Source organism: Pseudomonas sp. LB3P31, from assembly GCF_054897945.1.
This window is the reverse complement of sequence record NZ_CM142710.1, coordinates 5249312-5275491: the sequence shown is the minus strand read 5'-3', so window position 1 is coordinate 5275491 and position 26180 is coordinate 5249312. Positions and strand designations below refer to the sequence as shown.

Annotated in this window: 25 protein-coding genes; 18 read left to right on the top strand and 7 right to left on the bottom strand. The window is 62.2% G+C overall.

Going from position 1 to position 26180, the window contains the following annotated elements; translation table 11 throughout:
* The first annotated feature begins 138 nt into the window (after nt 1-138).
* Entirely contained in the window at nt 139-894 is a 756-nt protein-coding gene (locus ACYZTK_RS23950) for a methyl-accepting chemotaxis protein (RefSeq protein WP_462014964.1), read from the top strand.
* Nucleotides 895-1071: 177 nt separating this feature from the next.
* On the opposite strand, the gene ACYZTK_RS23945 is transcribed toward ACYZTK_RS23950, so the two are convergent.
* The 4 genes from ACYZTK_RS23945 to ACYZTK_RS23930 are packed head-to-tail and all read right to left on the bottom strand — an operon-like array spanning nt 1072 to nt 3685.
* Nucleotides 1072-2385 carry a sensor histidine kinase gene (locus ACYZTK_RS23945; RefSeq protein ID WP_462012085.1) on the bottom strand — a complete coding sequence of 438 codons (1314 nt, stop codon included), beginning with the start codon at nt 2383-2385 and terminating at the stop codon, nt 1072-1074.
* On the bottom strand, nt 2382-3050 hold the full coding sequence (locus ACYZTK_RS23940; protein WP_462012084.1) for a response regulator transcription factor: 669 nt from the start codon (nt 3048-3050) through the stop codon (nt 2382-2384). Before ACYZTK_RS23940 ends, ACYZTK_RS23945 begins: the two co-directional genes overlap by 4 nt.
* A 3-nt stretch (nt 3051-3053) precedes the next feature.
* Nucleotides 3054-3377, bottom strand: a complete 324-nt coding sequence (locus tag ACYZTK_RS23935) for a PepSY domain-containing protein (protein ID WP_462012083.1) — start codon at nt 3375-3377, stop codon at nt 3054-3056.
* Entirely contained in the window at nt 3377-3685 is a 309-nt protein-coding gene (locus ACYZTK_RS23930) for a PepSY domain-containing protein (RefSeq protein WP_462012082.1), read from the bottom strand. Before ACYZTK_RS23930 ends, ACYZTK_RS23935 begins: the two co-directional genes overlap by 1 nt.
* Nucleotides 3686-3936: 251 nt before the next feature.
* Between ACYZTK_RS23930 and ACYZTK_RS23925 the strand changes: the two genes are divergently transcribed.
* The 6 genes from ACYZTK_RS23925 (at nt 3937) to tynA (ending at nt 11805) form a co-directional block, all read left to right on the top strand.
* Nucleotides 3937-5016 carry a patatin-like phospholipase family protein gene (locus ACYZTK_RS23925; RefSeq protein ID WP_462012081.1) on the top strand — a complete coding sequence of 360 codons (1080 nt, stop codon included), beginning with the start codon at nt 3937-3939 and terminating at the stop codon, nt 5014-5016.
* Between the two features lie 74 nt (nt 5017-5090).
* A complete protein-coding gene (gene queD / locus ACYZTK_RS23920; protein ID WP_462012079.1) occupies nt 5091-5447 on the top strand; it encodes a 6-carboxytetrahydropterin synthase QueD in 357 nt (118 codons plus the stop codon).
* Between the two features lie 208 nt (nt 5448-5655).
* Nucleotides 5656-6477: an alpha/beta fold hydrolase gene (locus ACYZTK_RS23915; protein ID WP_462012078.1), complete on the top strand. Its 822-nt coding sequence runs from the start codon at nt 5656-5658 to the stop codon at nt 6475-6477.
* 186 nt (nt 6478-6663) lie between these two features.
* Nucleotides 6664-7908 carry a cytosine deaminase gene (gene codA, locus ACYZTK_RS23910; RefSeq protein WP_462012077.1) on the top strand — a complete coding sequence of 415 codons (1245 nt, stop codon included), beginning with the start codon at nt 6664-6666 and terminating at the stop codon, nt 7906-7908.
* A gap of 270 nt (nt 7909-8178) precedes the next feature.
* Nucleotides 8179-9330 (top strand): MFS transporter, encoded by a 1152-nt coding sequence (locus ACYZTK_RS23905; protein WP_462012076.1) that lies wholly within the window; start codon nt 8179-8181, stop codon nt 9328-9330.
* Nucleotides 9331-9528: 198 nt separating this feature from the next.
* On the top strand, nt 9529-11805 hold the full coding sequence (tynA, locus tag ACYZTK_RS23900; protein ID WP_462012075.1) for a primary-amine oxidase: 2277 nt from the start codon (nt 9529-9531) through the stop codon (nt 11803-11805).
* Nucleotides 11806-11916: 111 nt separating this feature from the next.
* On the opposite strand, the gene feaR is transcribed toward tynA, so the two are convergent.
* The 3 genes from feaR to paaY all read right to left on the bottom strand — a co-directional run bounded on the left by feaR (nt 11917) and on the right by paaY (nt 14482).
* On the bottom strand, nt 11917-12831 hold the full coding sequence (gene feaR, locus ACYZTK_RS23895; RefSeq protein WP_462012074.1) for a transcriptional regulator FeaR: 915 nt from the start codon (nt 12829-12831) through the stop codon (nt 11917-11919).
* 84 nt (nt 12832-12915) lie between these two features.
* Nucleotides 12916-13839, bottom strand: a complete 924-nt coding sequence (gene paaX / locus ACYZTK_RS23890) for a phenylacetic acid degradation operon negative regulatory protein PaaX (RefSeq protein WP_462012073.1) — start codon at nt 13837-13839, stop codon at nt 12916-12918.
* Nucleotides 13840-13885: 46 nt separating this feature from the next.
* Nucleotides 13886-14482: a phenylacetic acid degradation protein PaaY gene (gene paaY, locus ACYZTK_RS23885; protein WP_462012072.1), complete on the bottom strand. Its 597-nt coding sequence runs from the start codon at nt 14480-14482 to the stop codon at nt 13886-13888.
* Nucleotides 14483-14853: 371 nt separating this feature from the next.
* Here paaY and paaF point away from each other — a divergent pair, with 371 nt between their 5' ends.
* The 11 genes from paaF to paaE all read left to right on the top strand — a co-directional run bounded on the left by paaF (nt 14854) and on the right by paaE (nt 26117).
* Nucleotides 14854-15627, top strand: a complete 774-nt coding sequence (gene paaF, locus ACYZTK_RS23880; RefSeq protein ID WP_462012071.1) for a 2,3-dehydroadipyl-CoA hydratase PaaF — start codon at nt 14854-14856, stop codon at nt 15625-15627.
* A 45-nt stretch (nt 15628-15672) separates the two neighbouring features.
* Entirely contained in the window at nt 15673-16464 is a 792-nt protein-coding gene (gene paaG, locus ACYZTK_RS23875; RefSeq protein ID WP_462014963.1) for a 2-(1,2-epoxy-1,2-dihydrophenyl)acetyl-CoA isomerase PaaG, read from the top strand.
* A gap of 3 nt (nt 16465-16467) precedes the next feature.
* On the top strand, nt 16468-17985 hold the full coding sequence (gene paaH, locus ACYZTK_RS23870; RefSeq protein WP_462012070.1) for a 3-hydroxyacyl-CoA dehydrogenase PaaH: 1518 nt from the start codon (nt 16468-16470) through the stop codon (nt 17983-17985).
* Nucleotides 17978-18427, top strand: a complete 450-nt coding sequence (paaI, locus tag ACYZTK_RS23865) for a hydroxyphenylacetyl-CoA thioesterase PaaI (RefSeq protein WP_462012069.1) — start codon at nt 17978-17980, stop codon at nt 18425-18427. Before paaH ends, paaI begins: the two co-directional genes overlap by 8 nt.
* A complete protein-coding gene (pcaF, locus tag ACYZTK_RS23860; RefSeq protein WP_462012068.1) occupies nt 18420-19631 on the top strand; it encodes a 3-oxoadipyl-CoA thiolase in 1212 nt (403 codons plus the stop codon). Before paaI ends, pcaF begins: the two co-directional genes overlap by 8 nt.
* Before the next feature lie 99 nt (nt 19632-19730).
* Nucleotides 19731-21056, top strand: coding sequence for a phenylacetate--CoA ligase PaaK (gene paaK, locus ACYZTK_RS23855; protein ID WP_462012067.1), 1326 nt, complete (start codon nt 19731-19733; stop codon nt 21054-21056).
* Nucleotides 21057-22289: 1233 nt separating this feature from the next.
* Nucleotides 22290-23279 carry a 1,2-phenylacetyl-CoA epoxidase subunit PaaA gene (gene paaA / locus ACYZTK_RS23850; protein ID WP_462012066.1) on the top strand — a complete coding sequence of 330 codons (990 nt, stop codon included), beginning with the start codon at nt 22290-22292 and terminating at the stop codon, nt 23277-23279.
* Nucleotides 23280-23435: 156 nt separating this feature from the next.
* Nucleotides 23436-23717, top strand: coding sequence for a 1,2-phenylacetyl-CoA epoxidase subunit PaaB (gene paaB / locus ACYZTK_RS23845; protein ID WP_003208899.1), 282 nt, complete (start codon nt 23436-23438; stop codon nt 23715-23717).
* 8 nt (nt 23718-23725) lie between these two features.
* Nucleotides 23726-24487 carry a 1,2-phenylacetyl-CoA epoxidase subunit PaaC gene (gene paaC, locus ACYZTK_RS23840; protein WP_462012065.1) on the top strand — a complete coding sequence of 254 codons (762 nt, stop codon included), beginning with the start codon at nt 23726-23728 and terminating at the stop codon, nt 24485-24487.
* Entirely contained in the window at nt 24474-25007 is a 534-nt protein-coding gene (gene paaD / locus ACYZTK_RS23835) for a 1,2-phenylacetyl-CoA epoxidase subunit PaaD (protein WP_462012064.1), read from the top strand. Before paaC ends, paaD begins: the two co-directional genes overlap by 14 nt.
* 33 nt (nt 25008-25040) lie before the next feature.
* Entirely contained in the window at nt 25041-26117 is a 1077-nt protein-coding gene (gene paaE / locus ACYZTK_RS23830) for a 1,2-phenylacetyl-CoA epoxidase subunit PaaE (protein ID WP_462012063.1), read from the top strand.
* Nucleotides 26118-26180: the final 63 nt, after the last annotated feature.

The window sequence follows — 26180 nt, the reverse complement described above, 5'->3', positions numbered from 1 at the left end:
CTGGGCCAGTTGGCCGGCTGGTTCAACCGATTTCTGGATAAGCTGCAACCGATCATCGCCGAAGTGAAACGCTCGGTGCAGGATGCGCGCAGCACTGCGGACCAGTCCTCCGCCATCGCCACCCAGACCAGCGCCGGCATGGAGCAGCAATACCGCCAGGTGGATCAGGTCGCCACCGCGTCCCACGAAATGAGCGCCACCGCCCAGGACGTTGCCCGCAGCGCAGCGCAAGCGGCCCAGGCCGCGCGCGACGCCGACCTCGCGACTCGCCGAGGCCTGACCGTGATCGACCAGACCACCACCAGCATCGACAACCTCGCCGCCGACATGAGCGCGGCGATGGTGCAGGTCGAAGGCCTGGCCGCCAACAGCGAGAAAATCGGTACGGTGCTGGAAGTGATCCGCGCGATCGCCGAACAGACCAACCTGCTGGCCCTCAATGCTGCCATCGAAGCGGCCCGCGCCGGTGAAGCCGGACGCGGTTTTGCCGTGGTCGCCGACGAGGTGCGCAACCTGGCACGGCGCACCCAGGAGTCAGTCGAGGAAACCCGCCTGGTGATCGAACAGCTGCAGAGCGGCACCCAAGAGGTGGTGGGCTCGATGAGCAACAGCCATCGCCAGGCCCAGGGCAGCGTCGAGCAGGTCGGCCAGGCCGTGACCGCTTTGCGCCAGATCGGCGATGCGGTGACGGTGATCAGCGACATGAACCTGCAGATCGCCAGTGCGGCGGAAGAACAGAGCGCCGTGGCGGAGGAGATCAACAACAACGTGGCGACGATCCGGGACGTTACTGAGTCGCTGTCGGGGCAGGCCAATGAGTCGGCGCGGGTCAGCCAGTCGCTTAATAGCCTGGCCAATCAGCAGCAGAGCTTGATGGATCAGTTTCGGGTGTAACCCATTGCAGAGGCCATTGGATATCCAATTTGGATGATCCAGTGTGGATGTTTCAGTGTGGGAGTGAGCCTGCTCGCGACTGCAGAGTATCAGGCGACAGATGTGTCGACTGATGCACCGCTATCGCGAGCAGGCTCACTCCTACAGGGGGGGGGTGTGGCGGGGTTTGGATTTTGGTCAACGTTTGGGCAGTTTGATCACCACTTTCAACCCACCCCACTCACTCTCCTCCAACCGCAACTCCCCGCCCCACGTATCAACAATATCGCGCACAATCCCCAGCCCCAAACCATGCCCATCAGTCTGCTCATCCAGCCGGGTGCCGCGGCTGAATACCTGGGCGCGTTGTTCCTCGGGGATTCCCGGCCCGTCATCCGCCACACTCAATTCGAACCCGGTGGCCGTCTCGACCACCCTCAAGCGCACCTCGGCATCCGCCCATTTGCAGGCGTTATCCAGCAGGTTGCCAAGCAGTTCCAGCAGGTCTTCTCGGTCCCACGGCAGCTGCAAACCCTCGGGCGCGTCGTAGCTCAGGTCCAGGTGTTCACCGTGGATCATATTCAAAGTGGCCAGCAAACCCGGCAACTCCGCAGCACAATCGAACAAGGCGCCTGGCAGCGCGTCGCCGGATAAGCGCGCGCGGTTGAGTTCCCGGTTCAGCCGGTTTCGGACCTGTTCGAGCTGCTCCTTGAGGACCTTGCGCAGCTGCGGATCGGCGTCGAATTTCTCGCTCGATACCAGGCTCAACAACACCGCCAGCGGTGTTTTCAGCGCGTGGCCAAGGTTGCCCAGGGCATTACGTGAACGCTTGAGGCTGTCCTCGGTGTGGGCGAGCAAATGGTTGATCTGCGCCACCAGCGGCTCCAGTTCCACCGGCACCTGGTCATCCAGTTGCGAGCGCTGACCCTGCTGCAACTGCGCGATCTGCTCGCGGGCTTTTTCCAGCGGGCGCAAGGCCCGGCGCACGGTCACCCGTTGCAGCACCAGAATCAGCAGCAGCCCCGCCAGCCCCAGGCCAAGACCGACCTGCTGCATGCGCAGGAAACTCTCGCGCACCGGGGTGTAGTCCTGGGCCACGCTGATGGAAATCGATTGCCCCAGGCGCCGATAGTCCGAACGCAGCACCAGCAACTGCTGGCCCTCGGGGCCCAATTGCAGGTTGCTCTGCAGGCCGGGTTGGGTGAGCTGCGGGAATTCCTGGTCCCACAGTGAACGCGAGCGCCAGTGTTTATCGGCGAAATCGATGCGGAAGTAGTGCCCGGAAAACGGCCGCTGATAGGCCGGAGACAGGTGCCGCTCCTCCAGTTGCAAACCCTGTGGCCCGCGCACCAAGGCCACCAGCAGACTTTCGCTGTCGTTGCGCAGGCCCGCTTCCAGGTAACGCTGCAAGCCCATTTCGAACAGCCACAGGCTAGTCTGCGCCAGCACCAGGCCGACGATCACCATCACGCTGATAAGGCCCAGGCTCAAGCGGCGCTGGATTGATCTCACTTCGCCGCCCCGCCGAACAGGTAACCCTGGCCGCGGCGGGTTTCGATCACGCTGCGGCCGAGCTTGCGGCGTAGGTGATTGACGTGGACTTCCAGCACGTTGGAGTCGCGCTCGGTTTCGCCGTCGTAGAGGTGCTCGGCGAGGTGACTTTTCGACAGGATCTGCTCGGGGTGCAGCATAAAATAGCGCAGCAGGCGAAATTCCGCAGCGGTGAGCTGGATATCAGCGCCGTCGCGAGTCACGCACTGGCGACCTTCGTCCAGATGCAGGCCGGCAGCCTTGAGCGTTGGCTGATTGGAATGGCCGTGGGAGCGGCGCAACAACGCCTGGATGCGCAGGTGCAGTTCTTCCGGGTGGAACGGTTTGGTCAGGTAATCGTCGGCACCGGCCTTGAGTCCCTCAATGCGTTCGGACCAGGAACCGCGCGCCGTGAGGATCAGCACCGGCGTGGCCAAACCGCCGGCACGCCATTGGGTCAGCACCTCAAGCCCGGGCAAACCGGGGAGGCCGAGGTCGAGGATGATCAGGTCATAAGGCTCGCTGCTGCCCTGATACACCGCGTCGCGGCCGTCAGCCAGCCAGTCCACGGCATAACCCTGGCGATTGAGGCCGGCCATCAGTTCGTCGGCCAGGGGCACGTGGTCTTCCACGAGGAGCAAACGCATCGGTCAATCTTCCTTGTCTTTCAATAACTGGCCAGTAGTGGCGTCGAGGTCCAGTTCGCGGACCACGCCTTCGGCGGTCAGCAGTTCGACTTCATAAATGTAGACGTCGTGTTTTTCTTCCAGCTCGGCTTCCAGCAGTTTAGCTCCGGGATAGCGGTCCAGCGCCTGCTGCAACAGCTGCTCCAGCGGCAGGATCACCCCTTGCTGGCGCAGGCGCAGGGCTTCGTCCTGATCCAGGTCACGAGCCATCACCACCGAGCAGAACAGCAGCAGCACCAGGCCCAACCGCTGGCTGGCGCGCCCACCTGAAAACAAATGCACCTTCATTACGTATCCTGATGATCCTTGAGAACCTGCCCGCTGACGGCGTCCAATTCCAGGTCCCAGTCGAGGCCCTGAGGGTCACGCATTTCCACTTGGTAGATGTACTTGCCGTACTCTTCTTCCAGTTCGGTTTCGGTGATGGTGGAACCTGGGTGCTTTGTCAGCGCGGTAGCATTGAGCTTCTCGAAAGACACAATGGTACCAGCGTCGCGCAGGCGCAGGGCTTCATCGGGACCCAGGTCGCGGGCATGGGCGACACTGGCGGTCATGGCGATGAGGGAAGCAGTGAACAGGGCAGTCAGGGTTTTCATGGGTGTCTCCGTATTTTTTATGTGTTGCCTAGGGGAGCCACTTTAAAGGGGTGAACTTAATTGAAACTGAATGGCCAGCACGCACGCTTCCCGTAGGAGCTGCCGAAGGCTCGGGCCGCGATCGGACGATCTTTTGATCTTGCTCTGTTGGGCCTTCAAGATCACAGGAAAGATCAAAAGATCGCAGCCTTCGGCAGCTCCTACGGGGGGCAACATTGAAATCTTTTATAGTCGCAACTTAGAGACCCGGTATGACCGCCATCCACATCAAATTCCCCTCCCTGACCCTCAAGGCCGGGCCACGTGCTTTTGCGCGCATTCGTGAGCAAGGGCTGAGCGCCGCCGACGTCGGTACGCTGCCCGGCGCCGCCGGTGGGCCCAAGGCGTTGGGGATTCAGGGGCTGGACCTGGCATTGTTCGGTGAGTGGTTGCCGGCCGCGCAACGGGAGCGCTCGCTGATCGGCGCCTCGGTGGGCTCCTGGCGCTTTGCCAGCGCCTGCCTGCCGGACGCGGCCGAAGGCATCCGCCGTCTCGGCCAGCTGTACACCGAGCAGAACTTCAACAAGGGCGTGACCATGGCGCAGGTCAGCCAGAGCTCGCGGCGCATGCTCGAGGAACTGCTCGACGGCCGCGACTCGGCGATTCTCGACAACGCGCACTATCGGTTGAACATCATGGTGGTCAAGAGCCACGGCCGACTTGCCCAGGACCATCGCGGTCACCTCGGCCTGGGGCTGTCGTCGGTGATCGCCGACAACCTGCGCAGTCGTTCGCGACTGTCCCGGCACTTCGAACGGCTGATCATCCACGATCCACGCCTGGCGCCACCGGTGCACCCCCTCACCGACTTCCCGTCGCGCTTCGTCGAGCTCAACAGCGCCAACTTGCGCCAGGCGCTGCTCGCGTCCGGTTCGATCCCGATGGTCATGGAAGGTGTACGTGACCTGCCGGGCGCCGGCGCCGGGACCTATCGCGACGGCGGTCTGCTCGACTACCACCTCGATCTGCCCTACAGCGGCAACGACATCGTGTTGTACCCGCACTTCACCGACCGGATCATTCCCGGCTGGTTTGACAAGACTTTGCCCTGGCGCCGGGCCTGCACCACGCGGCTGCAAGACGTGCTGTTGCTGGCGCCGTCGAAGGACTACCTGGCGCGCCTGCCCTTCGGCAAACTGCCGGACCGCAACGACTTCAAACGCTTCATGGGCGATGCGCCGAGTCGGCAGAAGTACTGGCGCGCAGCAATGGAAGAAAGCCGCCGGCTGGGCGACGAGTTCCTCGAACTGGCCGCCAACGGTCGCCTCGGCGAACGCTTGCTGACCCTTTAGTCAGGACAAGCTGTTAAACTCGCCGCCTGCCCCTATCGCTGCGGCGATCGCCACCTGACAGAGCTCAAGACACTGTGGAAATCTTCAAAGAGTTTACCTTCGAATCCGCCCACCGCCTGCCCCACGTCCCGGACGGCCACAAGTGCGGTCGCCTGCACGGCCACTCGTTCAAGGTGGCGATTCACCTGAGCGGCGATATCGATCCGCACACCGGCTGGATTCGCGATTTCTCCGAGATCAAGGCGATCTTCAAGCCGCTGTATGAGCAATTGGACCACAACTATTTGAATGACATTCCAGGTCTGGAAAACCCGACCAGCGAAGTGCTGGCGAAGTGGATCTGGAACGAGTTGAAGCCGCTGTTGCCGGAACTCAGCGCGATCCGTATCCACGAAACGTGCACCAGTGGTTGCATCTATCACGGCGAATAACCGGATGGACACATCTCCCCTGTAGGAGTGAGCCTGCTCGCGATAGCGGTCTGTCAGTCGCATCAACTCTTTATGTGCCGACGCCATCGCGAGCAGGCTCGCTCCTACATGGGGGGGGATGCGTTTCGTCAGTGATACAAAAAACAGCCTCCAAGGCTGTTTTTTTATGCCTATGCTTTTTGCCTCTCCCTACCCAGAGGACAGGCGCATGACTGACTGGCCCCTCCCCCAGACCTACCGCTTCAACGGGCACTCCATCCGCTTCGCCGTACGCGGCGACGGCCCACCGCTGGTGTTCGTCCACGGCACGCCCTTCTCCTCCCATGTCTGGCACCGCATAGCGCCGCATTTTATCGCCACCCACCGGGTGCATTATTTCGACCTGCTCGGCTACGGGCAGTCGGACAAGATCGATGGTGATGTATCCCTCGGTGTACAGAACGAATTACTGGCCCGACTGCTGGAGCACTGGGGCCTGGATCGTCCCGATGTGGTCGCCCACGATTTCGGCGGCGCCACTGCCTTGCGTGCGCACCTGCTCAACGCCAAGGATTATCGCAGCCTGACCCTGATCGACCCGGTGGCGCTGACGCCCTGGGGTTCACCGTTCGTGCAGCATGTGCGCCAACATGAAGCGGCGTTCAGTGGCTTGCCCGATTACATCCAGCGCGCCATCGTCCCCTCCTATATTCGCGGAGCGATCAAGCGCGACATTCCCGACGACGAACTCGCGCCCTATGTACAGCCATGGCTGGGCGATCCGGGGCAGGCGGCGTTCTATCGCCAGATCGCGCAGATGGACGAGCGTTATACCCGCGAAGTCGAACACCTGTACTCGAGCATCCGCTGCCCGGTGCAGATCCTCTGGGGCGAGGACGACCAATGGATCCCCATCGAGCGCGGGCGGGCACTGCACCAGATGATCCCTGGCTCGCAGTTTCATCCGGTGCCCAATGCCGGGCATCTGGTGCAAGAGGATGCGCCCGAGGCGATCGTCGCGGCGCTGTTGCGATTCCTGCCATCCCCCTGAAGAAACCCGATCCCCTGTAGGAGCGAGCTTGCTCGCGAAAACTTCCGGCCGACGCGTTCATCCAGTGAGCACGCGTCATCATTGACGTCCATCCCGAGCAAGCTCGCTCCTACAAAGGAGTATCGTTGTGCGCTAACGTATGTGCTATTGACCAGCCGCCAACGTCCCTCTAAAAGGATTCGCCTGATGCACATCATCAACGCCCGCCTGCGCAACCAAGAAGGCCTGCATGAGTTGCACCTGGAACACGGCCTGATCAGCAGTATCGCCCGGCAGACCGAGGCCCCGACCCTGGGCCCCAACGACCTGGACGCTGGCGGCAACCTGGTGATCCCGCCCTTCGTCGAGCCGCACATCCATCTCGACGCGACCCTGACCGCTGGCGAGCCGCGCTGGAACATGAGCGGCACGCTGTTCGAAGGCATCGAGTGCTGGAGCGAGCGCAAGGTCACCATCACCGAAGAAGACACCAAGACTCGCACGCGCAAGACCCTGCAGGCCCTCGCCGCCCATGGCATCCAGCATGTGCGCACCCACGTCGACGTTACGGACCCACAGTTGACGGCATTGAAGGCAATGCTCGAAGTGCGCGAGGAAAGCCGCCATCTGGTCGACATGCAGATCGTCGCGTTCCCTCAGGAAGGCATCGAGTCCTATCGCAATGGCCGCGAATTGATGGAAGAAGCGATTCGCATGGGTGCCGATGTGGTAGGCGGCATTCCGCATTTCGAGTACACCCGCGATCAGGGTGTGAGTTCGGTGAAGTACCTGATGGACCTGGCCGAGCGCACCGGTTGCCTGGTCGATGTGCATTGCGATGAAACCGACGACCCGCACTCGCGCTTCCTCGAAGTATTGGCCGAAGAAGCCCGCAGCCGCGACATGGGTTCACGGGTCACGGCCAGTCACACCACGGCCATGGGTTCGTACGACAATGCCTACTGCGCCAAGCTGTTCCGCCTGCTCGGGCATTCGGGGATCAGTTTCGTTTCCTGCCCGACCGAGAGCATCCATCTGCAGGGACGCTTCGATAATTTCCCGAAACGCCGCGGCGTGACCCGGGTCAACGAACTGCTCGAGGCGGGCATGAACGTGTGTTTCGGCCAGGACTCGATCGTCGATCCGTGGTACCCGCTCGGCAACGGCAATATCCTGCGCGTGCTGGAGGCCGGGCTGCATATCTGTCACATGCTCGGTTATCGCAACCTGCAAAGCGCGCTGGACCTGGTGACCGACAACAGCGCAAAGGCGATGGCCCTGGGTGACCGTTACGGCCTGGAACGCGGCCGACCCGCGAACCTGCTGATCCTGTCGGCGGACAGCGACTACGAGGTGATCCGTAGCCAGGGGTTGCCTCTGTATTCGATTCGCGATGGCAAGGTGTTGATGAAGCGGACCATGCCGGAGGTTGAGTTTTTTGCTCAGCGTTGAGTGATGGGTTGATTGCACTGGCCTCATCGCGAGCAGGCTCACTCCTACAGTGGATCGCAGTGAACACACATTTCGTGTACGCCACCGATCTACTGTAGGAGTGAGCCTGCTCGCGATGACGATCTGATAGTCACCGCAGCACCCACTACCAATATCACTCAACATCTCGCGATCCCCCCACCGCCTGTGCAAGCATGTCACCCTGCTCCACAGAACCCCACGGGACACTCACTGTCCCTTGGGGACGCGACATTTTTACCAAGGATTGATATGAGTAACCTCAACACCCCCACTACCTTCGTCCCCGGACGCCTGGAACAGATGTCCACGCGGGTGGCTTTTTTCATTGCCGGCTTTGGTATTGCCGCCTGGGCGCCGCTGGTGCCCTACGCCAAGGCACGGGCCGGGCTGGATGAGGGCACGCTGGGGCTGTTGCTGTTGTGCCTGGGTGTTGGCTCGATTCTCGCCATGCCGATGGCCGGGATTCTTGCCTCGCGCTTTGGCTGTCGGCGAGTCGCCGTTGGCGGCACGTTGTTGATCTGCGCGGCGCTGCCGTTGCTGGCGACGGTGTCGTCGATCCCGGCGCTGATCGCGGCCCTGTTCATGTTTGGCGCGGGCCTGGGCACGGTAGATTCGACCGTCAACCTGCAAGCGGTGATCGTCGAGCGCGCCAGCGGCAAGACCATGATGTCCGGGTTCCACGGGCTGTTCAGCCTTGGCGGGATCGTCGGTGCTGCGGGTGTGAGCGCCCTGCTCGGCTTTGGCCTGTCGCCGCTGATGGCGATGCTGGTGGTCGTGGTGATGCTGCTGGTCGCGCTGTGCAAGGCGGCGCCAAACATGCTGGCGTATGGCAGCGAAAGTGCCGGCCCGGCGTTCGCCATACCCCATGGCATTGTGCTGTTCATTGGCGGGATGTGCTTTATCGTGTTTCTTGCCGAAGGCGCAGCGCTGGACTGGAGCGCGGTGTTCCTGGCGCAGGAACGTGGCATCGACACGGCGTATGCCGGGCTGGGTTATGCGGCGTTTGCGCTGACCATGACGGTCGGCCGACTGACCGGCGACCGCATTGTCCGTCGCCTCGGCGCAACCCGGGTGATTGTGTTCGGTGGCTTGACGGCTGCAGCGGGGTTGTTTCTGGCGACCTTTGCACCCAGCTGGGAGCTGGCCCTGGTCGGATATGCGCTGTTGGGCGCGGGGTGTTCGAACATTGTGCCAGTGCTGTATACCGCCGTCGGCAAGCAGACGGTGATGCCCGAGAGTGTCGCGGTGCCGGCTATCACTACCTTGGGTTATGCAGGGATTCTTGCAGGGCCGGCGCTGATCGGGTTTATTGCGCATGGCAGCAGTTTGAGTTTTGCTTTTGGGTTGATGGCGGTGTTGTTGGTGGCGGTGGCCATTGGCGGAAAGGTTTTGAAAGTTTAGTTGTCACGGCGTGGCGCTGGTTGCTTGGACACACCCAACGAGCTAAAGCAATCCTCCCGTGGGAGCGGGCTTGCTCGCGAAAAACCTGAGAATGCCGCTGGGTGTCAGGCTTGCCGCGTTATCCTTGACGTCCATCGTCGGAACGCCGCCCCGAGCAACCTCGTAACGCTGGTGGCCTGGTCCCCAAGGAATTCAGACATGTTCTCCCCGCTCTCGCTGAAAACAACAGCCCGACTCGCCCTGGCCTGCGCCATCAGCGTCACCGCCCTGCCCGGCTGGATCCCCCAGGCCAGTGCCCACGGCGGGCATGCCGAAATGGTGCCGCTGCAAGCGGGCCTGGAAGAATTCGGGGCCACGGTGAAGTGGGACGACTACGCCAACCTGTTCGTGATCGCCCGGGACGGGGTCTACCTCAAGGTCAAGCCGGACAGCAAGGTGGCGATGCTCAATGGCAAGCGCATCGAGTTGACGGTGCCGGTGGTGTTCAAGGGCAACACCGCCTACATGTCCAAAGACTTCATCAATCAGGTGTTCCAGTCCGGTCTGGACAAGACGTTCGTGGTCGAGACCCGCCCCAACCCGCTCAACCCACTCAGTGCAGATGAGATCACCCGGGCGGTGGATATCGTCCGGCAGTCCGAGCACTACAAGCCCGGCTTTCGTTTCACCGAAGTGTCCATCCACGAGCCGCCCAAGGATCAGGTGTGGAATTTCGCCCTCACTGGCCAGGCTGTCGCGCAGCCGCGTCAGGCCAATGTCGTGGTGCTCGATGGCAAGCATGTGATCGAAGCGCTGATTGATCTCGACAGTCGCACCCTGCGGTCGTGGCAACCAGTGGAAGGCGCGCATGGCATGGTCCTGCTCGACGATTTTGCCACCGTGCAGGCGGCCGTCGAGGCCAGTCCCGAGTATGCGCAGGCGCTGGCCAAGCGTGGCATCAACGATGTGAAGAAGGTGGTGGCGACGCCATTGACTGTGGGTTACTTCGACGGCAAGGACGGCCTGGCCCAGGACAAGCGGCTGCTGAAAATCGTCAGCTACCTCAATACCGGCGACGGCAATTACTGGAGCCATCCCATTGAAGGCCTGGTGGCGGTGGTCGACCTGGAACAGAAAAAGCTGATCAAGATCGAGGACGGCGGGGTGATTCCGGTGCCAATGAAGCCCACGCCCTACGACGGCCGCGGACGTCAGGGCGTGGCGGTCAAGCCACTGGAAATCACCGAGCCGGAGGGCAAGAACTACACCATTACCGGCAACAGCATTCACTGGCAGAACTGGGACTTCCACGTGCGCCTCGACTCGCGAGTGGGGCCGATCCTGTCGACGGTCACTTACGACGACAAAGGCAAGAAGCGCAAGATCCTCTACGAAGGCTCACTCGGCGGCATGATCGTGCCCTACGGCGATCCCGACGGCGGCTGGTACTTCAAGGCGTATCTGGACTCGGGGGATTACGGCATGGGCACCCTGACCTCACCGATAGCCCGGGGCAAGGACGCGCCCGCCAACGCCGTGCTGCTGGACGCGACCCTCGCCGACTACACCGGCAAGCCGACCACTGTGCCGCGGGCCATGGCAATTTTCGAGCGCTACGCCGGGCCGGAATACAAACACCAGGAAATGGGCCAGCCCAACCTCAGCACCGAGCGCCGTGAACTGGTGGTGCGCTGGATCAGCACGGTCGGCAACTACGACTACATCTTCGATTGGGTGTTCCAGCAGAACGGCACCATTGGCATCGATGCCGGTGCCACCGGAATCGAAGCGGTCAAGGGCGTGAAATCCAGCACCATGCGCGACGCCACCGCCAAGGACGATACCCGTTACGGCACGCTGCTGGATCACAATATTGTCGGCACCACGCACCAGCACATCTACAACTTCCGCCTCGACCTGGATGTGGACGGCGAGAACAATTCGCTGGTCGAAGTGAACCCGCTGGTGGCGCCCAACGACCGCGGCGGGCCGCGTACCAGCACGATGCAGATCGAACAGCACGTGGTGGGTACCGAGCAGCAGGCTGCGCAGAAATTCGACCCGTCGACCGTGCGCCTGCTGAGTAATTTCAGCAAGGAAAACAAGGTTGGCAACCCGGTGTCGTATCAGCTTATTCCGTATGCGGGCGGCACACATCCGGTGGCCAGAGGCGCCAATTTTGCCAAGGACGAATGGCTATATCACCGCCTGAGTTTCATGGACAAACAGCTGTGGGTGACGCGCTATAACCCGGATGAAAAATACCCGGAGGGCAAGTACCCGAACCGTTCGGACAAGGACTCCGGGCTTGGGTTATTCACCCAGGACAACCAGGCGATCGACAACACCGACAATGTGGTGTGGCTGACCACCGGCACCACTCACATCGCCCGCGCGGAAGAGTGGCCGATCATGCCGACGGAGTGGGTGCATGTGCTGCTCAAGCCGTGGAATTTCTTTGATGAGACGCCGACGTTGAATCTCAACGCCAAGTAACCAGAAAAACCTGTAGGAGTGAGCCTGCTCGCGATAGCGGTGGGTCAGATAACGATGATTTGATTGACCCGACGCTATCGCGAGCAGGCTCACTCCTACAGGGGATCGCATTCAGGCGTGCTGTTTGCGGTACTCTCCGGGTGAAATCCCGAAGCGTGATTTGAACGCTGTGGAAAAATAGCTCGAATCGGAAAACCCCCACGAATAACCCAGCACTGCCAACTTCTGCTCGGTGCGCGCCTGGCGCAAGGATTCAGCGCACAAATCCAGCCGCCGGTTCTTGATATACCGCGCCACCACCAAACCCTTCCTGGCGAACAGCCGATACAGCCCGCGAGTGGACATGCCGACTTCCCGCGCCAGCCATTCGGGGCAGAGCTCTTCGCAGCGGATGTGCTGGTCGATGAACGCCAGGGTCCGGCGGAAGGTGCGCTCGTGCCCATCGATACACTCGTCGGCCTGGCTGATCGCCGGGCGCAGCAGACTGACAATCGCCTCCAGCGTCGCTTCACTTTCCTGACGGCTCAGGCATTTCTGGCGGGTGGCGTCGAGGATCAGGCGCTGGGACAACTTCGCGATCGGCGAGCTCGCGGCGATCCGGTGCCCGCAGCGCACCTGACTGAAGCGCAAGGTGTGCTCGACCAGCTGCGCCGGCAGGATCAACGACAACTGCCGCGAGTTCTCGCTGTAGGTGAAATCGCTGGGGCGCGAGGCGTCGATCAGGGTGATGTCACCTGCCGACAGCAGCACCTTGTTGTCGCCCTGGGCCATGCCGGCGGTGCCGTCGAGCTGGAACACCGCGAAGTATTTTCCACCCTCGCCCGCCGCAACTTCCAAGGGAGTGCGATACAGGCGCGCCTGGCGGACGTCGACAAAACTGAGCTTCAGCGCGCCGTCCTGGTGCTCCTGGATCTGCCCGGCAAACTCGCTGCCCAGGGGCTGAGCATTGAAGGCACCACAGATCTGGTTGATCTGGTGAATCCACTGGTCGAACCCGTCACGGCGCTGTGCAATCGAAGAAATCATGTGGGGCCTCACGCAGGCTTGTTTTTATTATCCACGCCAATCCACGGATCCTCCCTGACCATCATGCTCCTGGACTTTGGTGGACTATTTCAGCCCGCCAAAGCGCCGATAGAAACTCTCACCGACGTCGGGCAACGGTCCATCGGCCGTTTCCAGCGCAGTGTTCAGCCACTCCTCGGCCTTGGCGTAAATCAAACGATAAATGTTGCGGCACAGCTGCCGTGCGGCGCGGCCTTCCCAGTCGCCGGGGAGCAATTCGTCCGGCAGTTGCGGGTCGCGCAGCAGCAATTTGCGGTACTCGTGAATAAGCAGAACCCGTGCCAGGAAGCAGTCCGACGGCTGCAGGTTTTCCTGCTCGCGAAGTGCCTGCCAGAGCGGTCGGAACAGCTGGATAAACTCGCTGTAATGGGTCGCCAGCTCCTCGATGTTCCAGCTCTCGCGCACCTGCAGGCGCAGGGCCTTGGAGGCCAGTACGTCCTGGGCCGTGGTCTCGAAAACGATGGTTTCTTCCTGGGCGCCGAGGTCGAGCAAGGTGGCATTCAGATCACTGCGGTCGCTGCGCGGGCAGGCCAGCACCGCCGGCGAGATCGCACCATAACCTTGCCATTCGAGTTCTTCGCGCACCTGTTTGCGCTTGTCCTGGGTCAATTGCGTGAGCATCACCAGGCTCCACGAGCCATCCCACGCCGGCACCGTAGAGCTGTAGACCCGCTTGAACGCCTTGTCGAAACGCCGGCGACCGGTGCCGGTCAGGCTGTAATAACTGCGCCGCCCAACCTTCTCGGCGGTCAGCCAGCCTTCCTTGGTCAGGCGGAAGATCGAGGTGCGGATCAGCCGCTCATTGATGCCGATGGGTTCGAGCAACTGGATCAGGCTACCCAGCCACACCGTGCCGCCATGGGGTTCGATGGCGTCGCCGTACAGCGTGATGATCAGGGAGCTGGCGCGAATCGGCGTCTGTTCCTGGAAGCGGGTGATCAGGTGGTTCAGGGGAATCAGGGACGACATGGGCGTACCGGGTTGAAAAAAGAAAAGGAATATACCGGTTTGGCGGTCATTGTTGCGCGCTCTTGGGCCGCAGGCCGCTGTCGCTGATGCGTGGGCGATCGGGTTCGGGCTCGGCCAGCGGTTCGCAGGCATGCATCTGTTCCAGGCAACGCTTGGCCAGTTGCTGATACTCGCGAGTGCCGGCCTGCTTCCAGGCCACTTCTTCATCGCTGAGGCTGCGTTTGACGCTGGCCGGCGCGCCCATCACCAGTGACTGCTCCGCGCACTCGAAGCCGGCTTTGACAAAGGCGGCTGCCGAAACGAAGGAACGCGGGCCGATCCGCGCATTGTCCATCACCACCGCGTTCATCCCCACCAATGCATCGGCGCCGATCCGGCAGCCGTGCAGCACTGCGCCGTGGCCGATATGACCATTGCGCTCGACCACCGTATCGCTGTCCGGGAAACCGTGCATCACGCAGGTGTCCTGCAGATTGGCGCCCTCCTCCAGCACTATTCGGCCAAAGTCGCCCCGCAGGCTGGCCAGGGGACCGACGTAGCAATGGCGGCCGATGATCACGTCGCCGATCAATACGGCCGACGGGTGCACATAAGCAGTGGGATCGACCACTGGGGTCAGGCCATCGAGGCTGTAGCAGGTCATGGAACGTTCCTTCTGGCGCGGGACAGGGCGTGCTTGCAAAGCGATGCCGATATGGACGTGTTTTGTATCACATCGTTTTTATCAGCACAAAGGCAAAAAAACGTATCGCTTGTTTCAACGCCTTCGAGCGCCGCTGAACACTCCAAAAAAAACCTTAGAAAAACCAATGATCACTGGGGTTAAAGCGAAGACCGGCTCGTATGTCCTATCGCATCCAAAAACCACCAACCAACCAATAAGACACGTTATTTCAGTTTTATATTTGCATTTGCGTATCACGTTGTAGATATACTCCGACAAAACCGGCCCACCGCGCCGATCCAATAATGAGCCGGCATCACAGCCGAGCGTGCACCGTGAGGGCATCCGCCATGCCTCTAACCCTTGCTGTCGAGTTCATCGAGCCGGGCGTCCGTCTGATTACCCTGCAGCGCCCGCAAGCGCTGAACGCCCTGACCACCGAGTTGCTCGGCGAACTGGCCGATGAACTGCTGGCTGCGCAGGCCGATGCCGACACCCGCGTGGTGGTCCTGACTGGCAGCCGCAAAGCCTTCGCCGCCGGCGCCGACATCAAGGAAATGGCCGAACGCAACCTGGTCGGCATCCTCGACGACCCGCGCCAGGCGTCGTGGCAAACCATCACCCGCTTCAACAAACCACTGATCGCCGCCGTTAACGGCTTTGCCCTCGGCGGTGGCTGTGAACTGGCGATGCACGCCGACATCATCATTGCCGGTGAAGACGCGCGGTTCGGTCAGCCGGAAATCAACCTGGGGATCATGCCTGGCGCCGGCGGCACCCAACGCCTGCTGCGCGCCGTGGGCAAATCGATGGCGATGCAGATGGTCCTGACCGGCGAGGCAATCACTGCCCGCCAGGCGCAGCAGGCCGGCCTGGTGAGTGAAGTGACCCAGCCGGAATTCACCGTCGAACGCGCGCTGCACATTGCCCGCAGCATCGCCGCCAAGGCGCCGCTGGCGGTGCGCCTGGCCAAGGAAGCGCTGCTCAAGGCAATGGACACTGACCTGGCCAGCGGCCTGCGCTTCGAGCGCCACGCCTTCACCGTGCTGGCCGGCACCCGCGACCGCGACGAAGGCATCCAGGCCTTCCAGGAAAAGCGCACGCCGACCTTCACCGGGCAGTAAGCCGGTCACTCCCCGAATTCGAACCTCCCAGAGAGCGCCATGACCATGAACTTCGAACATATCCTGTTTTCCATCGAGGCCGGTGTCGCCCTGCTCAGCCTCAATCGGCCAGACCAGCTCAACAGCTTCAATGCGCAGATGCACGGCGAAGTGAAGGAAGCACTGAAACAGGTTCGCCAGAACTCGGACGTGCGGGTATTGCTGCTGACCGGTGAAGGCCGCGGCTTCTGCGCCGGGCAGGACCTCAGTGATCGCAACGTGGCGCCGGGCAGCGCGATACCGGACCTGGGCGAGTCGATCGAAAAGTTCTACAACCCGCTGATCCGTCAATTGCGCGACCTGCCGCTGCCGGTGATCTGCGCAGTGAACGGTGTGGCCGCCGGGGCCGGCGCGAATATTCCGCTAGCCTGCGACCTGGTGCTTGCGGCGCGCTCGGCCAGCTTTATCCAGGCTTTCTGCAAGATTGGCCTGATCCCCGATTCCGGCGGCACCTGGACCCTGCCGCGCCTGGTCGGCATGGCTCGCGCCAAGGCCCTGGCCCTGCTCGGCAATCGACTGAGCGCCGAGCAGGCCGAGCAATGGGGGTTGATCTACCGCGTGGTGGACGATGCCGAGTTGCGCAACGAAGCGCTGACCCTGGCCCGTCATCTGGCCACCCAACCGACCTACGGCCTGGCGTTGATCAAACGCAGCCTGAACGCGAGCATGAGCAACAGTTTCGACGAGCAGCTGGAGCTGGAAAGAGACCTGCAGCGTCTGGCCGGGCGCAGCGAGGATTACCGTGAAGGCGTCGGCGCGTTCATGGAAAAACGCAGCCCAGTGTTCAAGGGGCTCTGAGTCATGACCGCACTCAACAGCACTGCGCGCATCGCCGTGATCGGCGCCGGAGCCATGGGCGCCGGGATTGCCCAGGTCGCGGCACAGGCTGGCCATCCGGTGCTGCTACTGGACAACCGTGCGGGGGCGGCAGCGCAAGCCATCAATGGCATCGACCGGCAGCTGGGCAAGCGAGTCGAGAAAGGCAAGCTTGCGGACTCGGCGCGGATAGCAACGATCGCCCGCCTGCAGGCTGTGGACAACATCGAGGCGCTGGCCGACTGCGCGCTGATCATCGAAGCTATCGTCGAAAATCTCGAGGTCAAGCGCGCGCTGTTCCGCCAGCTGGAAAGCATTTGTGGTGAGCACTGCATTCTGGCGAGCAACACCTCGTCGCTGTCGATCACCAGCATTGCCGCGCAGCTCGAACAGCCACAACGCCTGCTCGGCCTGCACTTCTTCAACCCGGCACCGGTAATGGCGTTGGTGGAAATCGTCTCGGGCCTGGCCAGCGATCCGGTCTTGGCCGAGTGCCTGTACGACACTGCCAAAGCCTGGGGCAAGCAACCGGTACACACCCGTTCGACGCCGGGCTTTATCGTCAACCGTGTCGCCCGTCCGTTCTACGCGGAAAACCTGCGCCTGCTGCAGGAAGGCGCTGCTGACTGCGCGACCCTGGACGCGTTGATGCGCGATGCCGGCGGTTTCGCCATGGGCGCGTTCGAGCTGACCGACCTGATCGGCCATGACGTCAACTACGCGGTAACCTGCTCGGTGTTCGACGCCTATTACGGCGACACGCGCTTCCTGCCTTCGCTGATCCAGAAAGAGCTGGTGGATGCGGGTCGCCTGGGACGCAAAAGTGGCCAGGGGTTTTATTGTTATGCCGACGGCGCCACCCGTGCGCAGCCGGGCGAGGTCAGCAGCGACACCGCGGTTGAGACCTGCATCGTGGAAGGCGATCTCGGCATTGCCAACGGGCTGCTTGCGCGCCTGCGCGAGCACGATGTGCACGTCATCCAGCGCGATGGCCAGGGCCTGCTACGGGTCGGCGACGCGGTGCTGGCCTTGAGCGACGGACGCATGGCTTGCCAGCGTGCCCGCGAAGATGGCTTGCGCAACCTGATCCTGCTCGACCTCGCTTTCGACTATGGCCAGGCCAGCCGGATCGGCATCAGCTGCTGCGCCGATATCGACCCTGCGGCCCTGGAGCAAGGCGTCGCCCTGCTGCAAAGGGCCGGCCTCAGTGTCAGCCAGCTCACCGACAGCCCGGGCCTCGCCGTTTTGCGCACCGTCGCAATGCTCGCCAATGAGGCCGCCGACGCCGTGCTGCAAGGGGTGGCCTCGGCCGCCGACGTCGACCTGGCCATGCGCGCCGGGGTCAATTATCCCCAGGGCCCGCTGGCCTGGGCCGATGCCATTGGCCTGGCGCACATCCTGCGCGTCCTGGAAAACCTGCAGGCCGGATATGGCGAAGAACGCTATCGCCCGTCGCTGCTGCTGCGGCGCCGGGTCGCCGAAGGGAGCACCTTGCATGACTAATCACCAAGCGATGAACCTGGCCAGCGCCTGCGCGCAAACCATGCTCAAGCGCGATGCCGCCAGCCTCGGAATGGGCATGCGCCTGCTGTCCGCCGCGCCAGGCTGCGCCCGGGTCGGCATGAGCGTGCGCGCCGACATGATCCAGGGCCACGGCACCTGCCACGGCGGCTACCTGTTCGCCCTGGCCGACTCGGCGTTTGCCTTTGCCTGCAACAGCTACAACGACGCCACGGTCGCGATCGGTTGCAGCATCGACTACATCGCCCCGGCGCACCTGGGCGACACGCTGACCGCCGATTGCATCGAGCAAAGCCGTTCCGGTCGCACCGGCAACTACGACGTACGCATTGAAAACCAACAGGGCCAGCTGATCGCGCTGTTCCATGGCAAATCCTATAAAGTGCGCGGCACGGTGCTCGCGCAGGAGAACCCGAATGAATGATGCCTTGATCATCGACGCGGTGCGGACCCCGATCGGCCGCTATGCCGGCGCCCTGAGCAGCGTGCGTGCCGACGACCTCGGCGCGGTGCCGTTGCGCGAACTGCTGCGCCGCCATCCGCAGGTCGACTGGGCGGCGGTGGACGACGTGATTTACGGCTGCGCCAACCAGGCCGGTGAAGACAACCGTAACGTCGCGCGCATGTCGGCACTGCTCGCCGGGTTACCGGTGAGCGTTCCTGGCACCACTCTCAATCGCCTGTGCGGTTCCGGCCTGGATGCGATCGGCACTGCGGCTCGGGCGATTCGCTGTGGCGAGGCCGGGCTGATGCTGGTCGGCGGCGTCGAATCGATGTCGCGGGCGCCCCTGGTGATGGGCAAGGCCGAGCAGGCCTTCTCCCGAGATGCGCACATCTACGACACCACCATCGGCTGGCGCTTCGTCAATCCGCTGATGAAAAAAACCTTCGGCATCGACTCCATGCCGGAGACCGCCGAGAACGTCGCCGAGCAATTCAATATCTCCCGCGCCGACCAGGACGCCTTCGCCCTGCGCAGCCAGCAATGCGCCGCTGCGGCTCAGGCGAGCGGTCGCCTGTCACGGGAAATCGTCGCGGTAGAGATTCCCCAGCGCAAAGGTCCGGCGAAACTCGTCGAGCACGACGAACACCCCCGTGGCGACACCACGCTTGAGCAGTTGCAGAAACTCGGCACGCCGTTTCGCGAAGGCGGCAGCATCACCGCCGGTAACGCATCCGGGGTCAACGACGGCGCCTGCGCGTTGCTGCTGGCCAGCCCCGAAGTCGCCAGGCGCCATGGACTCAAAGCCCGTGGCCGGGTCGTCGCCATGGCCACTGCCGGCGTCGAACCGCGCATCATGGGCATCGGCCCGGTCCCGGCCACACGCAAGGTGCTGGAACTGGCGAACCTGAGCCTGGCCGACATGGACGTGATCGAACTCAACGAAGCCTTTGCCGCGCAAGGCCTGGCGGTGCTGCGTGAACTCGGCCTCAGCGACACCGACCCACGGGTCAACCCCAACGGTGGCGCGATTGCCCTCGGTCATCCGCTGGGCATGAGCGGCGCGCGCCTGGTCACCACCGCCCTGTACGAGCTTGAGCAACGCAATGGTCGTTATGCCTTGTGCACCATGTGCATCGGCGTCGGCCAGGGCATCGCGCTGATCATCGAGCGCCTGACCGACTAAAGAACCGCGATTCCCGAGGAGCCGAGAGGTATCCTTGGGGCATGCACTCAAAGCCCTTGCGTGAAAGGGTTGAAACACAAAAACAATTCGAGTGAAATCATGAACATGCCAATTGCCAACGCCGTGCTTGATCCACAGCTGGACCCGCTGGAAACCGCCAGCATCGACGAACTCCGTCAGCACCAGCTGGATCGCCTGCGCTGGAGCCTGAACCACGCCTACAACAATGTGCCGCTGTACCGCCAACGCTTCGACGCGCTGGGCGTGCACCCGGACGACATCAAGTGCCTGGAAGACCTGGCCAAATTCCCCTTCACCACCAAGACCGACCTGCGCGACAACTACCCCTACGGCATGTTCGCCGTGCCGATGCACGACGTGGTGCGCCTGCACGCCTCCAGCGGTACCACCGGCAAGCCGACCGTGGTCGGTTACACCCAGAACGACATCGACACCTGGGCCAATGTGGTTGCGCGCTCGATCCGCGCCGCCGGTGGTCGCCGGGGCGACAAGGTGCATATTTCCTACGGCTATGGCCTGTTCACCGGCGGCCTCGGCGCCCACTACGGTGCCGAACGCCTGGGCTGCACGGTGATCCCGATGTCCGGTGGCCAGACCGAGAAGCAGGTGCAGTTGATCAAGGATTTCCAACCGGACATCATCATGGTCACGCCGTCCTACATGCTCAACATCGCCGACGAGATCGAGCGCCAGGGCATCGACCCGCACAAGCTGGCGTTGCGCCTGGGTATCTTCGGCGCCGAACCGTGGACCGGTGAACTGCGCAACGCCATCGAGAATCGCCTGGGCATTACTGCGCTGGACATCTACGGCCTCTCGGAAATCATGGGCCCGGGTGTCGCCATGGAATGCGCCGAGACCAAGGACGGCCCGACGATCTGGGAAGACCACTTCTACCCGGAAATCATCGACCCGGTCACCGGCGAAGTGCTGCCGGACGGGCAGATGGGCGAACTGGTATTTACCTCCCTGAGCAAGGAGGCCCTGCCAATGATCCGCTACCGCACCCGCGACCTCACGCGCCTGTTGCCGGGTACGGCACGGCCGATGCGGCGCATCGACAAGATCACCGGACGCAGTGATGACATGCTGATCATCCGCGGGGTGAACGTGTTTCCGACGCAGATCGAGGAGCAGGTGCTGAAGATTAAACAGCTTGCAGAGTGTTATGAGATTCATCTGTATCGCAATGGCAATCTGGACAGCGTTGACGTGCACGTCGAGCTCAAGGCTGAGCATCAGCATTTGAGTGATGATCAGCAGAAGGCTGTCTGTGGCGAGTTGAGTCGGCATATCAAGACGTATATCGGGATCAGTTCGCGGATCGTTTTGCAGCCGCTGCATTCGATCAAGCGTTCTGAGGGCAAGGCTTGCCACGTGATGGACAAACGCCCGAAGGCATGACTGCTGCACCCTTTTTTGCCCCGCTATTGCGGGGCTTTTTTTTGAGTGCGAGGTGAACGTTCCGCCCTTACGGCGTTTGGAATTTCCTGTAGGAGCTGTCGAGTGAAACGAGGCTGCGATCTTTTGATCTTGCTGTGTACATATCCATTCCTGTGGTCACGGCTTCCATTGGTTCCGCTTTTACAGCGGGTTACTTGGAAAAGCGCCAAGTAACCAAGCGCTTTTTGCCCCACCACTCGGCACCTCGCCAGGGCTCGGTGTGCCCTCACTCCGGCATTGCTCCGCGGGCCGCTGCGACGGGCCATCCATGGCCCAACGCAGCTAAACCGGCATCCCTGCCGGTTTACCCGCTGCGCAATGCCTGCGTTCGGCCAGCGTGGTTTTACGGGGCGTCCGCGATCAAAAACCGGGCCGTGGCGGCCTTCGGGCCGACCAAGGCATCAAGCCGGCGCGCTGCGCTTGTTTGGTCGTGCACCTTCCCTGAGTTGGAAATGAGCACCTGTGGGTGGTGATAACTGTGGGAGCTGATAATTGTGGGAGTTGATAACTGTGGGAGTTGATAACTGTGGGAGCTGATAACTGTGGGAGCTGATAACTGTGGGAGCAAAGCTTGCTCGCGATGACGGCGTACCAGTCACCATCATTGTCGAATGCCAATCCGTAATCGCGAGCAAGCTTTGCTCCCACAGGAGGTCCTGCGTCGAACTACCAGCCAGGTCGGCTCTCAGGCCGCCGCGGCCGAGTTCTTGATCGCGGACGCCCCGTTAACCACGCTGGCCGAACGCAGGTATTGCGTAGCGGGTAAACCGGCAAGGATGCCGGTTTAGCCGCGCTGGCCCATGGATGGGCCATCGCGGCGACCCGCGGAGCAATGCCGGAGTGCGGGCACACCGAGCCTGAGCGAGGTGCCAAGTGGTGGGGCAAGAGGCCCTTGGTTACTTGGGGCTTTTCCAAGTGACCCGCTGTAAAAGCGGAACCAATGGAAGCCGTTACCGCAGCAACGGATATGTACACAGCAAGATCAAAAGATCGCAGCCTCGTTTCACTCGACAGCTCCTACACAGCTCCTACACAGCTCCTACGCAGCGCCCCAGACAACCCACAGATAGACACACGGCACCCAAAGCGATACAAAAAATACAACCGACACGATATTCTGTGTTTGATATTAATTTCTGTATCGCTTATAAAGTTCTCCATGCCATCAAACAGATTCGCGGCGGGAGACACCCCATGTACGCACAGCTAGTAGAAACAGGCGTAAAGCGCATAAAGGACCTGTCGGAAATGTCCGATGAGGAACGCGCATTCCAGAAAAAAATCGATTCAGAAATCAAGATCGAAGCCAAGAGCTGGATGCCAGACGCCTATCGCCAGACCCTGATCCGGCAGATTTCCCAGCATGCGCATTCGGAAATCGTCGGCATGCTGCCCGAGGGCAACTGGGTCACTCGCGCGCCATCGCTCAAGCGCAAACTGCAACTGATGGCCAAGATCCAGGACGAAGCCGGTCACGGCCTGTACCTCTACAGCGCCATGGAAACCCTGGGCGCCGATCGCGATGAAGAGATCGCCAAACTGCACAGCGGCAAGGCCAAGTATTCGAGCATTTTCAACTACCCGACCCTGAACTGGGCCGACATGGGCGCAGTGGGCTGGCTGGTGGATGGCGCCGCAATCGTCAACCAGGTGGTATTGCAGCGCACCTCCTATGGCCCCTACTCCCGGGCCATGGTGCGCATCTGCAAGGAAGAAAGTTTCCACCAGCGCCAAGGCTACGAAATCCTCCTGACCATGATGCGCCACGGCAACCAGGCGCAAAAAGACATGGTCCAGGACGCGATCAACCGCCTGTGGTGGCCCTCGCTGATGATGTTCGGCCCAAGCGACGAACACTCACCCAACAGCGCGCAATCCATGGCCTGGAAAATCAAGCGCCAGAGCAACGACGAACTGCGCCAGCGCTTCATCGACCAGACCATCCCGCAGCTCGAGCTGCTGGGCTGCACCTGCCCCGACCCGGACCTGAAGTGGAATGCCGAACGCGGTCACTACGACTTCGGCGAAATCCAGTGGAGCGAGTTCTACGAGGTGCTCAAGGGCAACGGCCCGTGCAACCAGGAACGCGTCGCCACCCGTCGCAAGGCAATAGAAGACGGTGCCTGGGTCCGCGAAGCCGCAGTCGCCCATGCCCGCAAAAAACACAACAAGAACGCCGCCTGATTCGGCCCGACAAATCCCGCGTAGGAGCTGCCGAAGGCTGCGATCTTTTGATCTGGATCTTCGGTGATTTCACAGCCGCCAAAAGATCGCAGGCTGCGCCAGCTCCTACAGGAGCGGTCCGCCGGCGTTAATACGAACAAACGTGGAGTAAACAACATGTCCGAATGGACCCTTTTCGAAGTCTTCGTGCGCAGCAAGCACGGCCTTAACCACAAGCACGTCGGCAGCGTGCATGCCGCCGACACCACCATGGCGATCGAGAACGCACGCGAGTTGTACACCCGTCGCAGCGAAGGCGTGAGCCTGTGGGTGGTGCCGTCGGCGCTGATCACCGCGTCCTCGCCGGACGAGAAGGACCCGCTGTTCGACCCGGCCGACGACAAGGTTTATCGCCACGCCAGCTTCTACGAATTGCCGGCCGAAGTCGGGCACATGTGAGGTCGACCATGAACTCCAAGACTGATCTGATCGAATACCTGCTGCGCCTCGGCGACAGCGCCCTGATCCAGGGCCAGCGCCTGTGCCAATGGTGCGGCAAGGCGCCGGCGCTGGAAGAAGAGCTGGCGCTGATGAACGTCGGCCTCGACCTCGTCGGCCAGGCCCGCAACTGGCTGGAATACGCTGCCGAACTGCTGGACGACGGCCGCGACGCCGATGACCTGGCGTTCCGCCGTGACGAGCGGGCATACCGCAACCTGCTGCTGGTGGAACAACCGAACGGCGATTACGCGGTAACCATCCTCAAGCAATTCCTCTATGACGCCTGGCATTTGCAAGTGCTCAGCGGCCTGAGCCAGTCCAGCGACGAACGCATCGCCGGCATCGCCGCCAAAGCCGTGAAGGAAGTCACCTATCACCTGCGCCGCTCCGGCGAGTGGGTCGAGCGTCTGGGCGACGGCACCGAGCACAGCCACCAGCGCATGCTCGCGGCTATTCCCGAGGTCTGGCGCTTCACCGTCGAACTGACCAGCGCCGACGACAGCGAACAACGCCTGTGCGCCGCCGGCATCACCCCGGACGCCGCGCAAATCGCTGCCGCCTGGCAAAAAACCGTCAGCGCGATCTTCACCAGCGCCACCCTGCCCGTGCCAGAAGCACCGAGCTATTTCTACCTGGATGCACGCAAGGGCCTGCATTCCGAACACCTCGGCATCCTGTTGGCCGAGATGCAATTCCTGCCACGAGCGTACCCCGATGCAACCTGGTGAGCTGATCGCCAGCGACCTGGGCGCACGGCCGGCGCAACCGGCCGACCTGGCGGCTGCCTGGGCGACCCTGGCGCAGGTCATGGACCCGGAAGTGCCGGTGGTCAGCGTGGTTGACCTGGGCATCGTGCGCGATCTGGCCTGGCAGGCCGGGCACTTGCACGTGGTGGTCACGCCGACTTACTCCGGCTGCCCCGCCACCGAAGTGATCGAGAGTGACATCCGCGACGCGCTGGAACGGGCCGGGTTCAGGGCGCCGCAGCTGGAGCGCAAGTTGACCCCGGCCTGGACCACCGACTGGATCACCCACAGCGGCCGCGAACGCCTGCGTGCCTACGGCATCGCACCGCCCAATGGCAGCACCAGCAAACGCAGCCTGCTGGGCGAAAGCCCGGTGATCGCCTGCCCGCAATGCGGCAGCGCGCACACCGAAGTGCTCAGCGAGTTTGGTTCCACTGCGTGCAAAGCCTTGTATCGGTGCCGCGACTGCCTGGAACCGTTCGACTATTTCAAGTGCATCTGAGCGGCGCTCGGCCGTCCCAGCTGGAGAACAATAATGAGCAAGTTTCACAGCCTGACCATCAAGGACGTACGCGCCGAGACCCGTGACGCGGTGTCCATCGCGTTCGAGATTCCGCAGCACCTGCAAGACAGTTTTCACTTCACCCAGGGTCAGCACCTGGTGATGCGCACCCAGATGGACGGCGAAGAAGTGCGCCGCTCCTACTCGATCTGCACCGGGGTGAATGACGGTGAGTTGCGCATCGCGATCAAGCGCGTGGTCGGCGGGCGTTTCTCGGCCTTTGCCAATGAGCAGTTGAAAGCCGGACACAGCCTGGAAGTGATGCCGCCCGCCGGGCATTTCCATGTCGAACTTGACCCGGCGCGCCACGGTAATTACCTGGCGGTCGCCGCCGGCAGCGGTATCACGCCGATCCTGTCGATCATCAAGACCACCCTGCAAACCGAACCGCATAGCCGCGTGACCTTGCTGTACGGCAACCGCTCGAGCTCCGGCGCGCTGTTCCGCGAACAGCTGGAAGACCTGAAAAACCGCTACCTGCAGCGTCTCAACCTGATCTTCGTGTTCAGTCGCGAGCAGCAGGATGTCGACCTGTACAACGGCCGCATCAACTCGGAGAAATGCGAGCAGCTGTTCTCCCGCTGGCTCGACGTCAAGGCGCTCGACGCCGCGTTTATCTGCGGCCCGCAGGAGATGACCGAAACCGTGCGCGACAGCCTCAAGGCCAAGGGCATGCCGGCCGAGCGCATTCATTTCGAACTGTTCGCCGCTGCCGGCAGCCAGCACAAGCGCGAAGCGCGCGAGGCGGCTCGCCAAGGGGATGCTGCGGTGAGCCAGATCACCGTGATCAGCGACGGCCGCGCCCTGGCGTTCGACCTGCCCCGCAATAGCCAAAGCATCCTCGACGCCGGCAACGCCCAGGGCGCGGAACTGCCCTACTCGTGCAAGGCAGGCGTGTGCTCGACCTGCAAGTGCAAGGTCATCGAAGGCGAAGTGGAGATGGACAGCAACCACGCCCTGGAGGACTACGAAGTGGCTGCCGGTTATGTGCTGTCGTGCCAGGCGTTTCCGGTGAGCGACAAGGTGGTGCTGGATTTCGATCAGCTTTGAACACAATCCCATACAAAACCTTGTGGGAGCGAGCCTGCTCGCGATAGCGATGGATCAGTCACC